The organism is Streptomyces sp. NBC_00322 (genome assembly GCF_036147535.1).
GTDB lineage: Bacteria > Actinomycetota > Actinomycetes > Streptomycetales > Streptomycetaceae > Streptomyces.
Genome location: NZ_CP108019.1, coordinates 7,614,601 through 7,630,358 on the forward strand (window position 1 = coordinate 7,614,601; position 15,758 = coordinate 7,630,358).

Genomic DNA, 15,758 nt, shown 5'->3' on the forward strand with positions numbered 1-15,758 from the left:
GTCAGGCCTGCGCCGACCGCAGCCAGTCGTACGCCGCCCGCGCCGTGAACTCGCCCTGCCCGCCCGCGAAAAGCAGCCCCGCCGCCCCGAAGGCCGGGTCGTCGGCCGTCTCGGGGACGTAGGGAACGGCGATGCAGCGCATGTCCGCCGCATGCGCCGCTGCCGCGCCCGGAGCCGCGTCCTCCAGGACCACACAGTCGGCGGGAGCGGCACCCAGGCGGCGTGCGGCCTCCACAAACACGTCGGGCTCCGGCTTGCCCCGCGCGACCTCCTCGGCGGAGACGGCCGTGGTGATGAACGCGTCAAGACCGGTGCCCGCCAGGACCGCCTCGATGGCTGCGCGTGAGGAGCCCGAGGCGACCGCCATCGGCACTTCCTCCGTGTGCAGCAGCTCCACGAACTTCCGCATTTCGGGGAACACGTCCGTCGAGGCCCGGGCCAGCTCCAGATAGTTCCGGTTCTTCCCGGCGAGCAGTTCGTCGACCGGAGCCTCGATCCCGTACTCCCCGCGCAGGATCTCCAGGGTCTCCCGCGTCCCGATACCGATGAACCGCGTGTGGTGCTCCCAGCTGAAGTCCCTCACGCCGTGCTGGGCCAGGAGCCTGCGCCCCGCCTCGTAGTAGTTCGGCTCGCTGTCCACGAGTGTTCCGTCGAGATCGAAGATGACCGAAGCAGTGCGCACGATGCCCATGCGCTCCAGCATGCCAAGGCGTGGCTCACCGTGCCGCGCCGGCCGCCCGGCCCACCGACTCGACCAGCGGCAGCAGCCGGTGCGGCACTCGCTCGCGCAGCGCCATCTCGGTGCGCGTGCGCACCACGCCAGGCAGCTGGATGAGCCGCTGGATGACGTCTTCGAGATGACCGTTGTCCCGCGCGGCGACCCTGGTGAGCAGATCCCCGCCGCCGGTGATCGAGAAGGCCTCGATGATCTCGGGTACGGCGGCGAGCGCGTCGCCGACGTCGTCCAGATGCCCCTGGGTGACCTCGATATGGACGAACGCGAGCACCGGGTGCCCGAGCGCGGCGGGGGAGAGGTACGGGCCGGTGCCGGTGATCACGCCCTCCCGCTCCATCCGGTCGATCCGGGCCTGGACGGTGCCGCGAGCGATGCCCAGAATCCGGGCGTACTCACGCACGCTGGTGCGCGGCTGCTCCATCAGCAGCCGCAGGATCCGGGTGTCGAGAGCGTCCACCGCCATGGTCCGTTGGTCTCCCTCTGGTACGGATTTACCGAAGGGAACTGTACCAATGGCCCAGCCTATGGCGATCGAGTTGAGCCGGTGTCCTTCGTGATGCTTTCCTCTTGGGAGAGATGGCGCTGCGCAGCGCCGGAACGGCGACGGAGCCGGACCGGACCCGCGGCGCCTTTGCCATGTCCGCGGAGCGTGTCCGCACAGGAGTCGAACAGCAAGGGGGGCGGGACGGCCGCGGTGAAGAGCCTGACCGGTGTGAAGAGGATGTTCGTCGCCCCCGATCCGGGGCGCGTACGGCTGCGTGTCTCGACACGCGCCGTGCTCGGCGTGGGCCTCGCCGTCGCCGCCGCCGAGCTCGCCGGTCTCTCCCTCGTCGCCTCCATCACCGGCGGTCTGGCAGCGATGCTCGCGCTGTTCACCGTCGCCGACACCAGCGTGCGCGGCCAGGCGGTCACGACCGCCCTGTTGCCCGCCGCCGGTTTCACCGTGCTCGCGCTCGCGACGACCCTGCACGGTCAGCCGCTGCTGCGCGCCGCCGCCTGGCTCGCGGTGGTCTTCTGCGGCGTCTACGCCAGGCGTTGGGGCCCGCGCGGACACGCGCTGGGGATCTTCGCCTTCATGATGTTCTTCGTCACCCAGTTCCTGCACGCGCTCCCGGCCCAGCTGCCGGAGCTGTACGGAGCGGTCGCGCTGGCCGTCACCGCCTCGTCGGCCGTCCGCTTCGGGCTGTGGTGCATCGAGCGGCGTACGCCTCCGCCCGCCGCGCCCGCACCGCTCCCCGGCCGCCGACTCGCCCGCCCCACCACCCGCCAGGCCTTCCAGGCGACCTTCGCCTGCGCCGTCGCGCTGGCCGCCGGGCAGCTGATCTCGCCGGACCGTTGGTACTGGGCCGTCGGCACCGCCTGGTGGATCTTCGTCAACACCGCCTCGCGCGGCGAGACCCTCGTACGGGGCTTCCGCCGCGTGGTCGGGACCGTCACCGGCATCGCCGCCGGTCTGCTGATCGCCATCCCGATCGCGGGCGCGCCCGCGCCCACCGCCGCCCTGGTCGCGGTGTGCGTCTTCGGGATCTTCTACACGGCCGCGCCCTCGTACAGCTGGATGATGTTCTTCGTCACCGTCATGGCCGGTCTGCTGTACGGACTCCTCGGCGTTCTGCATCCGGGCCTGCTGCTGCTCCGCCTCCAGGAGACGGCGGTCGGCGCCCTCGGCGCGGCACTCGGTGTCGCGCTGATCCTGCCCGTGACCACGCACGCAGCGACCGACGCCTGGATCCGGCGGGCGCTGAGGTGCGTCCACGGCTGCACCACCGAGGCTGCGCGCCGGCTGGCGGGGGACGAGCAGGCCGACCCCGCGCCGCTCGCCGCGGAACTGGAGCTGCTGCTGGGCCGCGTACGGCTCTCCCTCGCGCCGCTCGTCCACCCGCTCAGCCCGCTGCGGGCCCGCAAGGCGCGCGCCCGCCAGGTGATCGTGCTGCTCGACGACTGCGCGCGCGAGGTGCGCGGACTCACCGCCGTGGCAGCCGACCCCGACGCGTCCCACGACGCACGGCTCGCCGCCGCGTGCAGCCGCGTCGAGGCCGCCGTGCACGACCTGGTGCCGCCCGCCACCCGGCAGACCAAGGTCCACATCCACTCCGTACCGGCGCCGCAGCACCACCCCGGGGCCGAGGCCGCGCTCACGCACCTTGAGGCACTCGAGCAGGCGCTCGGCGAACTCGACGCGCCCCTGCGTACCTCTCCGCGTGCCCCTCTCGTGCCTGCCTGACCTGGGCAACCGCCACACAGCCCTTGAGTGGGGCACATTCCACCGGCACACACAGGGTAGATCAGTGTGTTCGGGGGGTAACCAGAGCGGCATCCACGTACGTCCTGTGGGACCCAGGGGGTGCGCACCATGCGGAAGTCTCTACTCAGATATCTGCGCCGGAACGGAGCACGTGACGGAGCACACAGGGAAAGACCGGAGTCCGCTCCGTCTGCCGCGGCGCACTGCCCGGTGAGCCACACCGAGCCGCCCGCGTCCGCCACGGACACCGAACTGCGCAAGGAGGCCGAGGACTTCATCCGGCTCTTCCACCGGGAGGAGGCCGCGGGGGACCCGGAGGCCCGGATCGCCGCCGTACGGGCGGAGATCGACGAGAGGGGCACCTACCGCCACACCCGGGCCGAACTCGTCTACGGCGCGCGTGTGGCCTGGCGCAACAGCAACCGCTGCATCGGCCGCCTGTACTGGCACTCGCTGCGCATACGCGACCGCCGGCACATCGACGACGCCGACTCCGTGGCACGTGAGTCCGCGGAGCATCTGCGGGAGGCCACCAACGGCGGCCGCATCCGCCCCCTGATAACCGTCTTCGCCCCGGACGCGCCCGGCAGGCCCGGACCGAGGATCTGGAACGAGCAGCTCGTGCGGTACGCGGGCTACGGCCCCGCACAGGGGCCCGCCGTCGGCGATCCGCGCAATGCCGGGCTCACCGACTTCGCACTCCGGCTCGGCTGGGCGGGCGGGCCCGGCACACCCTTCGACCTGCTGCCCCTGGTCATCGAGGACGGCGACGGCAAGCCGCGCTTCTTCGAGCTGCCGCGCGACGCCGTGCTCGAAGTGGAACTGCACCACCCGGAGGAGAGCTGGTACGCGGACCTGGGGCTGCGCTGGCACGCAGTGCCCGCGATCGCGAACATGTGCCTGGAGATCGGCGGGATCTGCTACCCGGCGGCGCCCTTCAACGGCTGGTACATGGGCACCGAGATCGGCGCGCGCAATCTCGCCGACACCGACCGCTACGACCAACTGCCGCGTATCGCCGAACGGCTGGGCTTCGACACCGCCAACGACCGTTCCCTGTGGAAGGACCGGGCACTGGTCGAGCTGAACCGCGCGGTGCTGCACTCCTTCGACCGCGCGGGAGTCACCGTCACCGACCACCACACGGAATCGCGCCGCTTCCTGACCCATCTGGACCGCGAGCAGAGCCGCGGCCGCGGCGTGGGCGCCGACTGGTCGTGGATCGTGCCGCCGATGTCGGGCTCCGCGACGCCCGTGTTCCACCGGACCTACGACCCGACGCAGTGGCGTCCCGCCTACGTGCATCACGCGGAGGCGCAGGCGCGAGCCCGCGGCGAAGGAAGTGGGTAGAGGGATTGGTCTAGACCGACTGCTACTGTCGGCCCCGCAGCAAGCGATCAGAGGGCGGAAAGGGGACACGCTGTGGGCGAGGCAGGCGCGGGGCGGGCATTCATCGGGTCGTTCACCTCGGCCGGTGGCCGCGGGATAATCGCGGCCACCGTCGACGGGGAGACCGGCACTCTGACGGAAACGGGAGTGAGTGACGCCCTCGCGGACCCGTCGTATCTCGCCCTGGCGATCGGGCTCCGCGGTCCGGTCCTCTACGCCGTCTCCGAGACGCAGGAGGGCGCGGTCGCCGCCTTCGACGTCAACGGGCCCTCGCCGAGGCCCGTCGGCTCCAGGGTCCCGGTGTGCGGCGAGGGGCCGACACATCTCGCGCTCGCCGCAGGCCACTTGGTGACCGCCAACTACAGCTCAGGCAGCGTCAGCGTGCTCCCGCTCGGGACGGCCGGGGAGCCGGGCGCGGCCACCGGCGTCCTGCAGCACGAGGGCACGGGCCCCGACCCGGAGCGCCAACGCAGCCCGCACGCCCACCAGGTGCTGCCCGACCCGAGCGGGCGATGGGTGCTCGCGGTCGACCTCGGCACCGACAGCGTACGGATCTGCGCACTCGACCCAGGGGCGGGCGAGCTGACGCTCCACGGCGAGACCGCGCTGCGTCCGGGGACGGGGCCGCGCCACCTCGCCTTCCACCCGGCGGGCAGCCACGCCTATGTCCTGAACGAACTGGAGCCGACCCTCACCGTCTGCCGCTGGGACGCGGATGCCGGCGTGCTGGAACCACTCGGCGAACAGTCCGTGCTGCCGCCCGGCGTGGCAGGGCACGTCTATCCGTCCGAGGTGGTCGTCTCGCACGACGGACGCCACCTCTGGACCGCCAACCGCGGCCACGACAGCATCGCCGTCCTCAAGCTCGACGAGACACGCGAGAAGGCGGAGCTGGTCACCACCGTGCCGTGCGGCGGGCACTGGCCGCGCGATCTGACCCTCGACCCCACGGGACGCAGGCTGTACGCCGCCAATGAGCGCTCCGGGGACGTCACCTGGTTCGACATCGACCCGGACACCGGAGTGCCGCAGAGGGCGGGCTCCCTGGCCGCCCCTGCGGCTTCCTGCGTGATCTTCGCCTGACTGATTCAGGCACCTGGCCTGACCGGTACGGGCACCCGCACCGGCCGCGTCCTGTCGAAGGGCCCGCACCGTTCGAGTGGTGCGGGCCCTTCGGCGTACGTACGGCAGACCGCCGGGCGGTCAGAGCGAGGGCGAGCCCTGAGGCGGGGCGATGCCCAGCGCGGTCGTGTACTGCGACAGGACCAGCTTGCCGATCGCCGGGTAGGCGCCGAGCGCCTCGGCGGCGGCACAGCCGGCCTCCTTCGCGGCGGCGTCGAGCAGCCCCTCGGACAGCTCGGGACCGACGAGATACGGGGCAAGTGCGAGCTGCACGGAGCCGGAGCCCCGCAGCTGCTCGGCGATCGCGCCGACCGCTCCCTCGTGGTCGAGCGCGGCCGCCATCACCGGCACCGCGAGGCGCGCGGCCAGCAGCATGCCGGTGATCCCGGCGGCCTGGACGGCCTCCTCGCCGCCGACCGTGGCCAGGATGATGCCGTCGGCGGCGGTGGCCACGGTGAACAGCCGGGCGCGGTCGGCGCGCGCCAGTCCGGCCTCCGAGAGCCGGACGTGCAGAGCCTCGGCGAGCAGCGGGTGCGGGCCGAGGACATCGGTCAGCTCGGCGGCGGAACGGCTGTCCATGACGGCCTGGCGGATCCGGCGCATCAGGGCGTTGTCGGGACCGGCGAGGAGCGGCACCACCACGGCGGCGGGCCCTTCGGGCGCGGCCACTTCACGGCCCGCGGCCCTCGCGATCTCGTACCGCTCGGTGCGCCGGGCGGCGTTCTGCGCGAGGACGGTCTCGAGCGTGGGGTACTCGGCGTCGTCGCCGTCCAGGTAGCCGATGGCGACATCGAGGCCCGGCAGCTCGGAACGGGCAATGCTTATGACCTCTTCGGCCAGGCTGCGCGTGGCGTGCGCGGGAGCGCCGGGCACGGCGAGAACCAGCGCGGGCGCACCCTCGGGAGCCGCCACGGGTTCCGGGCGGCGGTGCCGCCCGGACTGGCGGGGTCGCGGCATTCGTACAGGCAGGCCGGATGCCGGCCCAGTGGGGGAGCTCATGGCGCCGCATGCTACTGGTTTTGTGTGCTCCTCTGTTCGGGGAGGGGGCAGTCAAGCGTTATCTGTCCGCATTTATCCGATGAATGCAGTACGCCTCACGTGTGCGGCTCTGTCGGTGCGTGCAACAGTGTCGGATGGCGTGGCAGCAGCAGCGAATCGGTGGCGAGCGCGGCCGCCAGGAGCACCGCGCCGGAGAGCGGATCACCGGCCGCGGACACGAGCCGCGCATGCGGTAGTTGACCGGCCAGTTCTGCCCTCAGCGGCGTCAGGAGCGGCTCGCCCAGCTTCAGCAACCCGCCGGTGAGGGCGACTTGGGATCCTTCCGGATTCTCCAATGCGGGCGGGCACACGGCCGCGGCCGCCTCCGCGATATGCCGGGCGGCCGCCGCGAGGATCCCCGCCGACACCTCGTCACCGGCCGCGGCGCACCCGGCGACCTCCGGCGCAAAGGAGGCGAGCACCGCGGGCCGGTCGGAGCGCGGATACAGCAGTCCCGGCAGCTCCTGCGCCGGACCGAGAACCGACTCCATCCTGGTCAGCAGCGCGGACGAACCGCCACGCCGCCCGTCGTGGGCGCGCAGCGCTGCCTCCAGACCGGCCCGGCCGATCCAGGCCCCGCCCCCGCAGTCGCCCAGCAGATGGCCCCAGCCGTCCGCCCGGTGCCACGCCTCAAGATCCGTGCCCATCGCGATCATGCCGGTGCCCGCGGCGACCACGGCTCCCGGTTGCTGGCCGAGTGCCCCCGCGTACGCGGTGACCGCGTCGGCGGCGAGCGCCAGACGCCGTACGCCCAGCGACCGGTCCAGTGCGGCGGGGAGTTCGGCACGCAGGGCGCCGCCGAGCGTCGCCATCCCGGCGGCGCCGATCGCGACGGCCGACAGGGAGCCACCACCGGTCCGCTCCAGCAGCGCACGAGCCATCGGCAGCAGCAGATCCAGCAGATGCTGCGCGTCGATCCCGCCGCTGCCCGTACGCACAGGTTCGCGGGACTCGGCGGTCTCCGGACGTCCCGGATCGGCCGCGTCGGCAAGCGCCGCGCGCAGCCCGGAGCCGCCTGAGTCCACCCCGAGCACCCAGTCGCCGCGGCGAACGGTCACGGAAGCTGCCAGTCGACCGGTTGCGCCCCCTGGCGTTCGAGGAGTTCATTGGTGCGGCTGAAGGGGCGGGAGCCGAAGAAGCCGCGGTCGGCGGACATGGGGGAGGGGTGCGAGGACTCGATCGCCGGGAGATCGCCGAGCAGCGGACGCAGATTGCGGGCATCACGTCCCCACAGCACGGACACCAGCGGCTTGCCGCGCGCGGCAAGCGCCCGGATGGCCTGCTCGGTCACCTCTTCCCAGCCCTTGCCGCGGTGGGCGGCGGGCTTGCGCGGCGCGGTGGTGAGCGCTCTGTTGAGCAGCAGCACACCCTGCCGGGTCCAGGGCGTGAGGTCGCCGTTGGCCGGCCGGGGGTGCCCCAGGTCCGCGTGCATCTCCCGGTAGATGTTGTCCAGGCTGCCGGGCACCGGCCGCACCTCGGGCGCCACCGAGAAGCTCAGCCCCACGGCATGACCGGGCGTCGGATACGGATCCTGACCGACGATCAGGACACGCACGTCCTCGAAGGGCTGCTGAAATGCCCGCAGCACATTCGGTCCGGCCGGCAGATAGGTGCGTCCCGCGGCGATCTCCGCGCGCAGGAAGTCGCCCATCGCGGCGATGCGTTCGGCCACCGGCGCGAGGGCGTCGGCCCAGCCCGGTTCGACGATTTCTTTCAACGGTCGTGCTGCCACGAGCGGTTGTCTCCAGGTGTCGCTTGTGTGTCAATGAGCAGTCGCGGGTCGAGACGCCCCTCTACCTGAAGGGGCGGGAGTGCGATGCTCCCCGGCAGGGGCCTGCTGGGCACGTCTGCCAGCAGATCCATGGCCTGCTCCCACAGGCCCGAGTGGTGCCAGCGGTTGAAGGCGCTGGCGACCGTGCCGAACGGCCCGTACGCCTCTGGCAGATCCCGCCAGGTGCAGCCGGTGCGGGCCTTGTGCAGCATGGCGTCCAGCGCCTGGCGGGGCGCCAGCGTCGGCCGCCCGGGCCGCGGTGCGACCAGGATCGGCTCAACCAAAGCCCACGCCTTGTCCGTCAGGTCGGGGACAGTCCTGCCGCGCGAGCGGAACCAGCCGCTCACCCGGTCGTCCTCTCTTACTCGCGTCGGGACCTCGCCCAGGATGGTGACCCGAACATCGAGCAGGGCCAAGACCTCGGCCTGATCGCCGGGCTGCATGTCGTGCAGCCGTTCTCGGGCCAACTGGGCCAGGGCCTGAAGGTCGCGGGCCCTCTGGCCGGCGGCCTGGGACTCGGTGCGCCACGCCTGCGCCTCCTCCAGGAGGGCGCCCAGGCGGGCTCGCTCCTCCTTCAGCTGGCTGACGGCCGCCATGAAGGCGGCGGCTGCGTCCGGCTCCTTGGCGGCCATGACGACGGCCGCAGTGATTGCACTGTCTTGCTCCGCGATCTGCCCCTCCAGCTCAGTGACGCGGTCCTCGTGGTTCACGCCGCTGCGCTGGGCCATCTCGGCCCAGTCTCCGGCCATGGCCGCCAGGCGCTCCGGATCTTCCAGCAGGGTGCAGACTTCGCCCCACACGCGGGCCTCCAAGGCCTCGGCGTCGACCTGTGAGCAGCCGCATCGCGGCTGTCCTGCGTATGACTCGACCTTGCCGGAGCAGCGGTAGGCGCGGCCGTACCGGTCGGTGCGGTTGACGCCCGTGTAGTGCTTGCCGCAGGCGCCGAAGAGGCGCTTGCTCAGAGGGTGGGAGGCCCCGCCCTTCCTGAAGGGCTTGCGCGCAGTGCGCTTCATCGCGGCGTTGAGCTTGATCACCTCCTCCTCGCTGAAGATGCGGTCCAGTTCGACGGTTACGGTCTCGCCGTAAACGGGACGACCGTCGGTGTCCAACTTGGTGCCGCGCTTCCCGGTGGAACTCTTGGGGCTGCGGTACACCCGAACCCCCCCTTGCAGGGGTGGGCTCCTGAGGATCTTGCGGAGGCTGTTGGCGGACCAGCGTCCGCCGCGGGGCGCGGTGTGGCCTTCGGCAACCAGCGTCATGGCGGCCTCACGCATGTTCATGCCCTCGGTGACCATGAGGCTCCACGCCCGGCGCAGGACTGGGGCAGCGTGCTCGTCGATGACGAGGCGGCTGAGCTTGAGCTTGCCCTTGTCCTCGATGCGCCAGCCGTAGGGCGGGTTGCCGCCGAAGTGGCCGCCCTCCTCCGCCTTCTCCTGCTGCCGCTCTGCGTGCGCTCGCGGATGATCTCGCGCTCTTCTTCGGCGTAGTCCGCATCCTTGCGCATCTTTTTGCGGCCCTCTTGAGTGGAGTTGTCGTAGTCGCCCTTGACGACGGCGACGTACACCCCCAACTCTTCCAGCTCCCACACCCAGCGCCAGAAGGCGCGGCCAGTGCGGCCGATGGCGCGGCCTTCAGAGACCACCACCATGTCGAACGGGCGGAGGTTCTGCCGAGCCTGCTGCATGAGTCGCTTGAGGTCGGGGCGCTCGTGGGCCTCAAGCGAACCGCTCAGCCCTTCGTCGGCGAAGGTGTCGACGTGTTCCCAACCCTTCTTGCTGATGTGCCTGGTGGTCTTCTTGGCTGCCGCCTGTACGCCGTAGCCTTTGGCCTGCTCCTCGGTCGACACCCTGAGATAGTCGACCGCCTTGAGCGTGAGAGTCTTGGTCATGTCGGTCCCCTCGCGACTGACAAACAGATCCCGGCGGTGTTGCTGCACTGCCGGGATCACCTGTGTCCGGGCATCCTAGGCCGCAGGTCTGTCAGTTCGGGGCGGGAACAGGATCTTCAGCAGACGGCTGTAGGCGTCCCGTCGTGTTCGGTGTTGACCCATGGGCTCGCTGTCGCGCTTGGCGGGACCCCGGAAGAAGTCCCATGCCTCATGTGGCTGGCGGAAGGCCGGGGTCAGCATGGATATTCGCGCTGGTCAGGCGGCCAGACGTCTTTGGAAACGGATGACACCTTGCGGTGCCCGCTCGCATGGGGCGTCACTCTACTGGTGCGGCGATGCCCGTCTCACGCCATGGCCACCGCCCGTACACAGAGCACATCCGGCAGATGGGAGGCGAGCAGCTGCCAACTGTCACCGTCGTCCGCGCTGGCGTACACCTCGCCGTTGCGATTGCCGAAGTACACCCCTGCCGGATCCGCGTCGTCCGTGCGCAGGGCGTCCCGCAGCACGGTGCCGAAATGGTCGCCCTCCGGCAGCCCGGCCGACAGCGCCTCCCAGCTGCTGCCCGCGTCGCTCGTACGGTAGACGCGACAGCGGCGCCCGGCGGGCACGCGGTCCGCGTCGGCCGTGATCGGGAAGACATAGGCCGTGCCGGGGCGGTGCGGATGGGCGGCCACCGCGAATCCGAAGTCGGACGGCAGGCCCTCACCGATGTCGGTCCACTTGGCGCCCCCGTCGTCGCTTCGGTACACGCCCCAGTGGTTCTGCAGATACAGCCGGTCCAGATCGCCCGCGTCCTGCGCGATCTTGTGGACGCACTGGCCGAACTCCGGGTCGGGGTCGGGCAGAAAGACCGCCGACACCCCCTGATTGGACGGCGCCCAGCTCGCGCCCCCGTCCTTGGAGCGGAACACGCCGGCCGTCGACACGGCGACCGTCACCGACTCCGGATCCCTGCGATCGGTCACCACCGTGTGCACCGCCTCACCGCCGCCGCCCGGCACCCACTTGGAGCGGGTCGGGTGCTCCCACAGCGGCCGTACGAGCTCGAAGGTCTCGCCGCCGTCGTCCGAGCGGAACAGCGCGGCGGGCTCCGTCCCCGCGTACACCACATCCGGTGCGGCAGGACCGGCCGGATGCAGTTGCCAGACCCGCTCCAGCGAGGCTCCCGTGTCCTTGGGGAATTTCACGGCCGGTTTCGGTGGCTCGATCCATGTCGCGCCGAGGTCGTCGGAGTGGAACACCGAGGGGCCCCAGTGCGCGCTGTCACCCCCGACCAGCAGCCGGGGCACGGAACGGCGTGTGTCGATCCCGATCGAGTACACGGCCTGAGCGTTGAAGTGCGGGCCGTCGAACTCCCATGTGCCGCCGCGCCTGCGGCCGATGAAGAGCCCTTTTCGGGTGCCTACGGTCAGAAGTACATCAGTCATGGCCTACTGCCTCCAGGACGACTCTGTCGCGGATACGGGCCAGTCTGCACCTGCCCACCGACAGTGGCTCGTGGACGGGGCTTCGTGCAGGTCAGGCCGGTGGGGAAGGGGTGAGTGAGGCTAGGGGGTGTCCGGCGGATCCTCCTAGGTCCTGTCCGGCCGATCTTGCCGGGCTCGCGTGCCCTGGCACGGCACCTCGCTGCGTTGTCGTCAGTCGCCTACGCTCCGCGTGGGCTCTCCCCCTGCCTTCGGCGGGGGGACCCCCATGCTCCGGCCTGCGATGCACCGCGCCAGACCCCGCTCACTGATCCGGCCTGATCGACCGGACAGGACCCAGTCGACGACCGAGCCGCCGGTGATGTTGAGAGCCGCAGCGGTCATCGAGCGGGCCATGTCCGAGGCGGCGAAGACCGCCGCATTGCCCACGTCCTCCAGCGAGGCCGCCCGCCCCAGCATCGTCTGCCCGGCGATCTCATCGGTGATGGCATCGCGGTAGTCCAAGCCCTCGGGGATCGTCTCGGGCACGCCGCCCGTCTGGAGCGTGAGGACGCGGATGCCGTGCGGCCCCAGTTCGACGGCGAGATTCCGGCGAAGCGACTCCATGGCTCCGAACGCCACCTGGAACCCGCCCATCTTGTGCGCGCGGGGCGGGTCGCCGTAGCCGCCGAAGGCAAGGATCACGCCGGACTTCTGCCGCATCATGTGCCGAGCCGCGGACCGTGCGGTCAGGAACATCGCGCGTACGGCGTTGTGCACAGGACGCTCGAAGTCCGCCAGGGAGATCTCGGTGAGCGCGATTCCCTGTACCTCCCCGAATGACGTGAGGCTGAAGGAGACGTCGAGGCTCCCGGCCCGCTCGACCACCGCGTCCGTGAACCGGTCCACCGCCGCCTCGTCGAGGGCGTCGACCTGATCCGTGTCGGCCCGGCCGCCGGCGGAGCGGATGGACTCGGCCACCTCCTCCAGGCCCTTGCGGGTACGCCCGGCGAGATGGACCCGGGCTCCCTCGCGCGCGAAGGCGCGGGCGACCGCCCCGCCGATCGCGCCGCCCCCTCCGTAGACGACGGCGTTCCTGTTCTCGAGCAACACGATGTACCTCCTTGGTACGGACGTCCTCAGTGGAGACGTTCCCTGGGTCCGGAACTCATCGGTGCCGCGCGGGTGAGCCTGCCGGAGCGGTTCAGCCCGCGCAGCGCGGCGGCGCAGCCGAGCCCGAGGGTGAGAAGCGCGAGCCATGGCAGCGCCGGGACACCGGCCGCCCGCGAGGCATCCAGCGAGGCGCCGGTGAGCAGATTCCCGAGGGTGATGCCGATGCCGCACACCGTGTTGTAGAGCCCGTAGTGGGTGGCGACACGGCGGTCTCCCGACAGCCGGACGATGGTGTCCATCTCGAAGGGGTACGTGATCATCGTGCCGAATGCCAGCAGCAGCGCCGAGAGCACCGGCGGCACGCAGGCCGACAGCCACCCACCGGCTCCGCCCTGCGGCACGGACAGCGACGCGGCGGCGAGCAGTGGCACGAACGCGGCGCCCATCGTGACGAGCCCCCAGGTGAGCGCCCGTCCGGGAGCCATCCTCGCCGCGCACCACGCGGTGACCCGGGTCTGGAACAGGATGGTGCTCAGACCTGACGCCGCGAACAGCAGCGCCGTGGCCGCCGCGCCGGCCGGCCCGTCGCCGCCGGCCAGGCGGACCTGAAGCGGCAGCGCCAGAAAGACCTGGAAGGACAGGACGTACGAGCCGGTCATGGCCGCGGAGAAGAGCAGGAACGGCCGGTTGGAGACGACCTGCCGCCACTGCGCCGGCACCCCGTCGCGATCGGTCGGGGCCCTGTCCCCGTCGGCGGCCCGGCGCGGGGGCAGGGCCCGGATCTGTACGACGGCGAGCAGGCCGAAGACGGCCGCGGCCACCAGGCAGGTGGTGCGGAAGCCCACGGCCGTCAGGGCCAGGCCGACCAGCGGCCCGAGCAGAATCCCGGCCTGGTAGAAGACGTTGAAGAGGGCGAAGGCCTCGATTCGCCGCTCGCCCGCGTCCCTCGCCACGTATGCCCTGACCGCCGGATTGAACAGCGCGCCGGCAAGTCCGGTGGCCGCGGAAGCGGCCAGCAGCGCGGGAGTCGAGTCCACCAGTCCGAGCGTCGCGAAGCCCACGGTGCGCAGCAGACACCCTGCGACGATCAGCGGCTTGTAGCCGATCCGGTCGGCGAGCGTCCCGCCCACCAGGAACATGCCCTGCTGGGTGAAGTTCCGTACGCCCAGGACGAGTCCGACGGTCCATCCGGCGAGGCCGAGCGTTCCGGACAGATGCGCCGCGAGATACGGCATGAGCATGTAGAAGCCGAGATTGATGGTGAACTGATTCACCATCAGCAGCCGCACGCTCCGCTCGAACGTCCCGAGCTGCCGCAGCGTTCCCTTCACCGGACACCGTCCCTGCCCGCCGCGGCGAGCGGGTCTACGACCTCGCGGCACCGTGTCCAGCGGCTGACCTCCTTGTCGCCGGGGTGCGCGATCTCGTCCGGTTCCGCGGCGGGAGGGACGCCGAGCAGACCGTGAGCCGCGCAGTAGCCGTCGTCGTACACCGTCGAGAGATAGCGCTGCGGGCCGTCAGGGAAGACGGCCGCGATGCGGGCGTCGCCGGGCAGCGACCCGGCCAGCCACCCGGCCACGAGGGCCACCGCGCCCACGCTCCAGCCGCCGGTGGCGTAGTGCGATGAGGCGAGCCGCCGACAGGTCCACACCGCTTCTGCGGGGGCGACCCAGTGCACCTCATGGAAGTTCTCGTACGCGACATTGCGCGGATGGATGCTGGAGCCGAGACCGCGCATCAGGCGCGGACGCGCGGGCTGGCCGAAGATCGTCGAGCCGACGGTGTCGACGCCGATGACCCGCAGCCCGGGGTAGAGCTGGAGCAGCACACGGGAGACGCCCGCCGAGTGGCCGCCGGTGCCCACGCTGCACACCAGGGCGTCGATATGGCCGAGCTGGGCGGCGAGTTCGAGTGCGAGCGGGGTGTACGCGGCGGTGTTGTCCGGGTTGCCGTACTGATCGGGGCACCAGGAGTGAGCGTGCCTGCCGAGGAGTTCGGCCACGCGGTCGCGGCGGGCCTGCTGCCAGCCGCCGCGCGGGTGCGGCTCGGTGACGATCTCGACCCGGGCGCCGTAGGCGGTGAGCAGCCGGGTCGTGGGCGCTTCGAGCCCGGGGTCGGTGACCAGAGTGACGGGGTGTCCGTGGACCATTCCGGCGAGGGCGAGTCCGAGGCCGAGGGTGCCGCTGGTGGACTCGATGATGCGGGCGCCCGGCGGGAGATCGCCGCGGGCCCTGGCGCGTTCGACCATGTGCAGGCCGGGACGGTCCTTGAGGCCGCCGGGGTTGAAGCCTTCCAGCTTGGCCCAGAAGCCGCGGCCGTCCGGGACGAGCGGCTCGGCGACCCGCAGGACGGGGGTATTGCCCACCAGGCCCGAGAGGGTGGCAGTGGCGGGAGTGACATCGGTGGTGATCAGAGACTGCATGGTTCCGCTCTCATCGCAGCGAACAGGGGTGGCGAGATGGGTGCAGGCCGTCATGAATCCCGTGCGCGTATGAGGAGCGTGGGAGTTGCGGTGCCGACGACCGTGCGGGGGTCGCCTACTCCTAGATCCTGAGAATCGCCGGCCGAGCGGGATCCGGCGGGGCGTGACCATCCCGCCTGCCGTCGTTGCTGCGGGCGGCCGCGGCGGGCTGTGCGCCGGAGGCCGTGGGCGAGTCGAGTGCCGGTGAACAGGGCGCTGCGAGGAAGGGGCCGTCCTGGGGCTGACCGGAGAGGCAGTCCCCCTCGGGATGTGGCGATTCCTCGCCGTCGTGATGGCCGGACGCCGGGTCGCTGCTGTGCTGCTGCGCACTGGTGACCGATGCGGTCAAGGTCTCGGGAGAGATGTGCCCGGAGCCGCCTTCCACGCCGATGCCATGGGAGTAGAGGACGCCGAACAGGAGCAGGCCGAGCCACCACAGGCGCGACGTGCGCGCCAGGGGGCGGCTGCGTCGTACGCCGAAGGGCGACCGGGCCGTGATCACGACGCGATGCTAACCGCTTGTGGCCGGTCGGCTACGCACATGCGCGGCCACCGAACGGGCGAGGGGCAGAGCGTTCCGGCGAGGTGC

Annotated in this window: 15 protein-coding genes; 3 read left to right on the forward strand and 12 right to left on the reverse strand. The window is 71.4% G+C overall.

The features are described from left to right. Position 1: 1 nt before the first annotated feature. Together OG905_RS34830 and OG905_RS34835 are read right to left on the reverse strand one after the other, a co-directional pair. Complete coding sequence (locus OG905_RS34830) at positions 2 to 691, reverse strand: HAD family hydrolase (protein ID WP_328680643.1); 690 nt, start codon at positions 689 to 691, stop codon at positions 2 to 4. 25 nt (positions 692 to 716) lie between these two features. After that, positions 717 to 1,199: an Lrp/AsnC family transcriptional regulator gene (locus OG905_RS34835; RefSeq protein ID WP_328680645.1), complete on the reverse strand. Its 483-nt coding sequence runs from the start codon at positions 1,197 to 1,199 to the stop codon at positions 717 to 719. Between the two features lie 258 nt (positions 1,200 to 1,457). Between OG905_RS34835 and OG905_RS34840 the strand changes: the two genes are divergently transcribed. From OG905_RS34840 to OG905_RS34850, 3 genes are all read left to right on the forward strand, one after another. Next, positions 1,458 to 2,960, forward strand: a complete 1,503-nt coding sequence (locus OG905_RS34840; protein WP_328682760.1) for an FUSC family protein — start codon at positions 1,458 to 1,460, stop codon at positions 2,958 to 2,960. Positions 2,961 to 3,191: 231 nt separating this feature from the next. Continuing rightward, positions 3,192 to 4,331 carry a nitric oxide synthase oxygenase gene (locus OG905_RS34845; RefSeq protein ID WP_328680647.1) on the forward strand — a complete coding sequence of 380 codons (1,140 nt, stop codon included), beginning with the start codon at positions 3,192 to 3,194 and terminating at the stop codon, positions 4,329 to 4,331. Positions 4,332 to 4,403: 72 nt separating this feature from the next. Then, a complete protein-coding gene (locus OG905_RS34850; RefSeq protein ID WP_328680650.1) occupies positions 4,404 to 5,453 on the forward strand; it encodes a lactonase family protein in 1,050 nt (349 codons plus the stop codon). A 120-nt stretch (positions 5,454 to 5,573) separates the two neighbouring features. Here OG905_RS34850 and OG905_RS34855 read toward each other — a convergent pair whose 3' ends face one another. The 10 genes from OG905_RS34855 to OG905_RS34900 all read right to left on the reverse strand — a co-directional run bounded on the left by OG905_RS34855 (position 5,574) and on the right by OG905_RS34900 (position 15,671). Beyond that, complete coding sequence (locus OG905_RS34855; protein WP_328680652.1) at positions 5,574 to 6,491, reverse strand: sirohydrochlorin chelatase; 918 nt, start codon at positions 6,489 to 6,491, stop codon at positions 5,574 to 5,576. 95 nt (positions 6,492 to 6,586) lie between these two features. Continuing rightward, complete coding sequence (locus OG905_RS34860) at positions 6,587 to 7,588, reverse strand: N-acetylglucosamine kinase (RefSeq protein WP_328680655.1); 1,002 nt, start codon at positions 7,586 to 7,588, stop codon at positions 6,587 to 6,589. After that, complete coding sequence (locus OG905_RS34865) at positions 7,585 to 8,262, reverse strand: uracil-DNA glycosylase (protein ID WP_328680656.1); 678 nt, start codon at positions 8,260 to 8,262, stop codon at positions 7,585 to 7,587. The genes OG905_RS34860 and OG905_RS34865 overlap by 4 nt, the downstream gene beginning before the upstream one ends. Beyond that, positions 8,244 to 9,596, reverse strand: a complete 1,353-nt coding sequence (locus OG905_RS34870; protein WP_328680658.1) for a transposase — start codon at positions 9,594 to 9,596, stop codon at positions 8,244 to 8,246. Before OG905_RS34870 ends, OG905_RS34865 begins: the two co-directional genes overlap by 19 nt. Continuing rightward, positions 9,578 to 10,189, reverse strand: a complete 612-nt coding sequence (locus OG905_RS34875; RefSeq protein WP_328680661.1) for a recombinase family protein — start codon at positions 10,187 to 10,189, stop codon at positions 9,578 to 9,580. The genes OG905_RS34870 and OG905_RS34875 overlap by 19 nt, the downstream gene beginning before the upstream one ends. Before the next feature lie 344 nt (positions 10,190 to 10,533). After that, positions 10,534 to 11,619, reverse strand: a complete 1,086-nt coding sequence (locus OG905_RS34880) for a WD40/YVTN/BNR-like repeat-containing protein (protein ID WP_328680663.1) — start codon at positions 11,617 to 11,619, stop codon at positions 10,534 to 10,536. Positions 11,620 to 11,829: 210 nt separating this feature from the next. Next, a complete protein-coding gene (locus OG905_RS34885; protein ID WP_328680665.1) occupies positions 11,830 to 12,708 on the reverse strand; it encodes an SDR family NAD(P)-dependent oxidoreductase in 879 nt (292 codons plus the stop codon). Between the two features lie 26 nt (positions 12,709 to 12,734). Beyond that, entirely contained in the window at positions 12,735 to 14,039 is a 1,305-nt protein-coding gene (locus tag OG905_RS34890; RefSeq protein WP_328680666.1) for an MDR family MFS transporter, read from the reverse strand. Continuing rightward, the gene (locus OG905_RS34895) at positions 14,036 to 15,130 is read right to left on the reverse strand and encodes a PLP-dependent cysteine synthase family protein (protein ID WP_328680668.1); all 1,095 of its coding nucleotides are present in this window, start codon (positions 15,128 to 15,130) and stop codon (positions 14,036 to 14,038) included. Before OG905_RS34895 ends, OG905_RS34890 begins: the two co-directional genes overlap by 4 nt. A gap of 121 nt (positions 15,131 to 15,251) precedes the next feature. Beyond that, positions 15,252 to 15,671 (reverse strand): DUF6153 family protein, encoded by a 420-nt coding sequence (locus OG905_RS34900; RefSeq protein ID WP_328680670.1) that lies wholly within the window; start codon positions 15,669 to 15,671, stop codon positions 15,252 to 15,254. Between the last annotated feature and the right edge of the window lie 87 nt (positions 15,672 to 15,758).

Bases quoted from the DNA above. Each gene is read 5' to 3' on its own strand.
- OG905_RS34880 (WP_328680663.1), bottom strand. From the start codon at position 11,619: ATGACTGATGTACTTCTGACCGTAGGCACCCGAAAAGGGCTCTTCATC.
- OG905_RS34855 (WP_328680652.1), bottom strand. From the start codon at position 6,491: ATGAGCTCCCCCACTGGGCCGGCATCCGGCCTGCCTGTACGAATGCCG.
- OG905_RS34840 (WP_328682760.1), top strand. From the start codon at position 1,458: ATGTTCGTCGCCCCCGATCCGGGGCGCGTACGGCTGCGTGTCTCGACA.
- OG905_RS34875 (WP_328680661.1), bottom strand. From the start codon at position 10,189: ATGACCAAGACTCTCACGCTCAAGGCGGTCGACTATCTCAGGGTGTCG.
- OG905_RS34835 (WP_328680645.1), bottom strand. From the start codon at position 1,199: ATGGCGGTGGACGCTCTCGACACCCGGATCCTGCGGCTGCTGATGGAG.
- OG905_RS34870 (WP_328680658.1), bottom strand. From the start codon at position 9,596: ATGGTCACCGAGGGCATGAACATGCGTGAGGCCGCCATGACGCTGGTT.
- OG905_RS34830 (WP_328680643.1), bottom strand. From the start codon at position 691: ATGGGCATCGTGCGCACTGCTTCGGTCATCTTCGATCTCGACGGAACA.
- OG905_RS34895 (WP_328680668.1), bottom strand. From the start codon at position 15,130: ATGCAGTCTCTGATCACCACCGATGTCACTCCCGCCACTGCCACCCTC.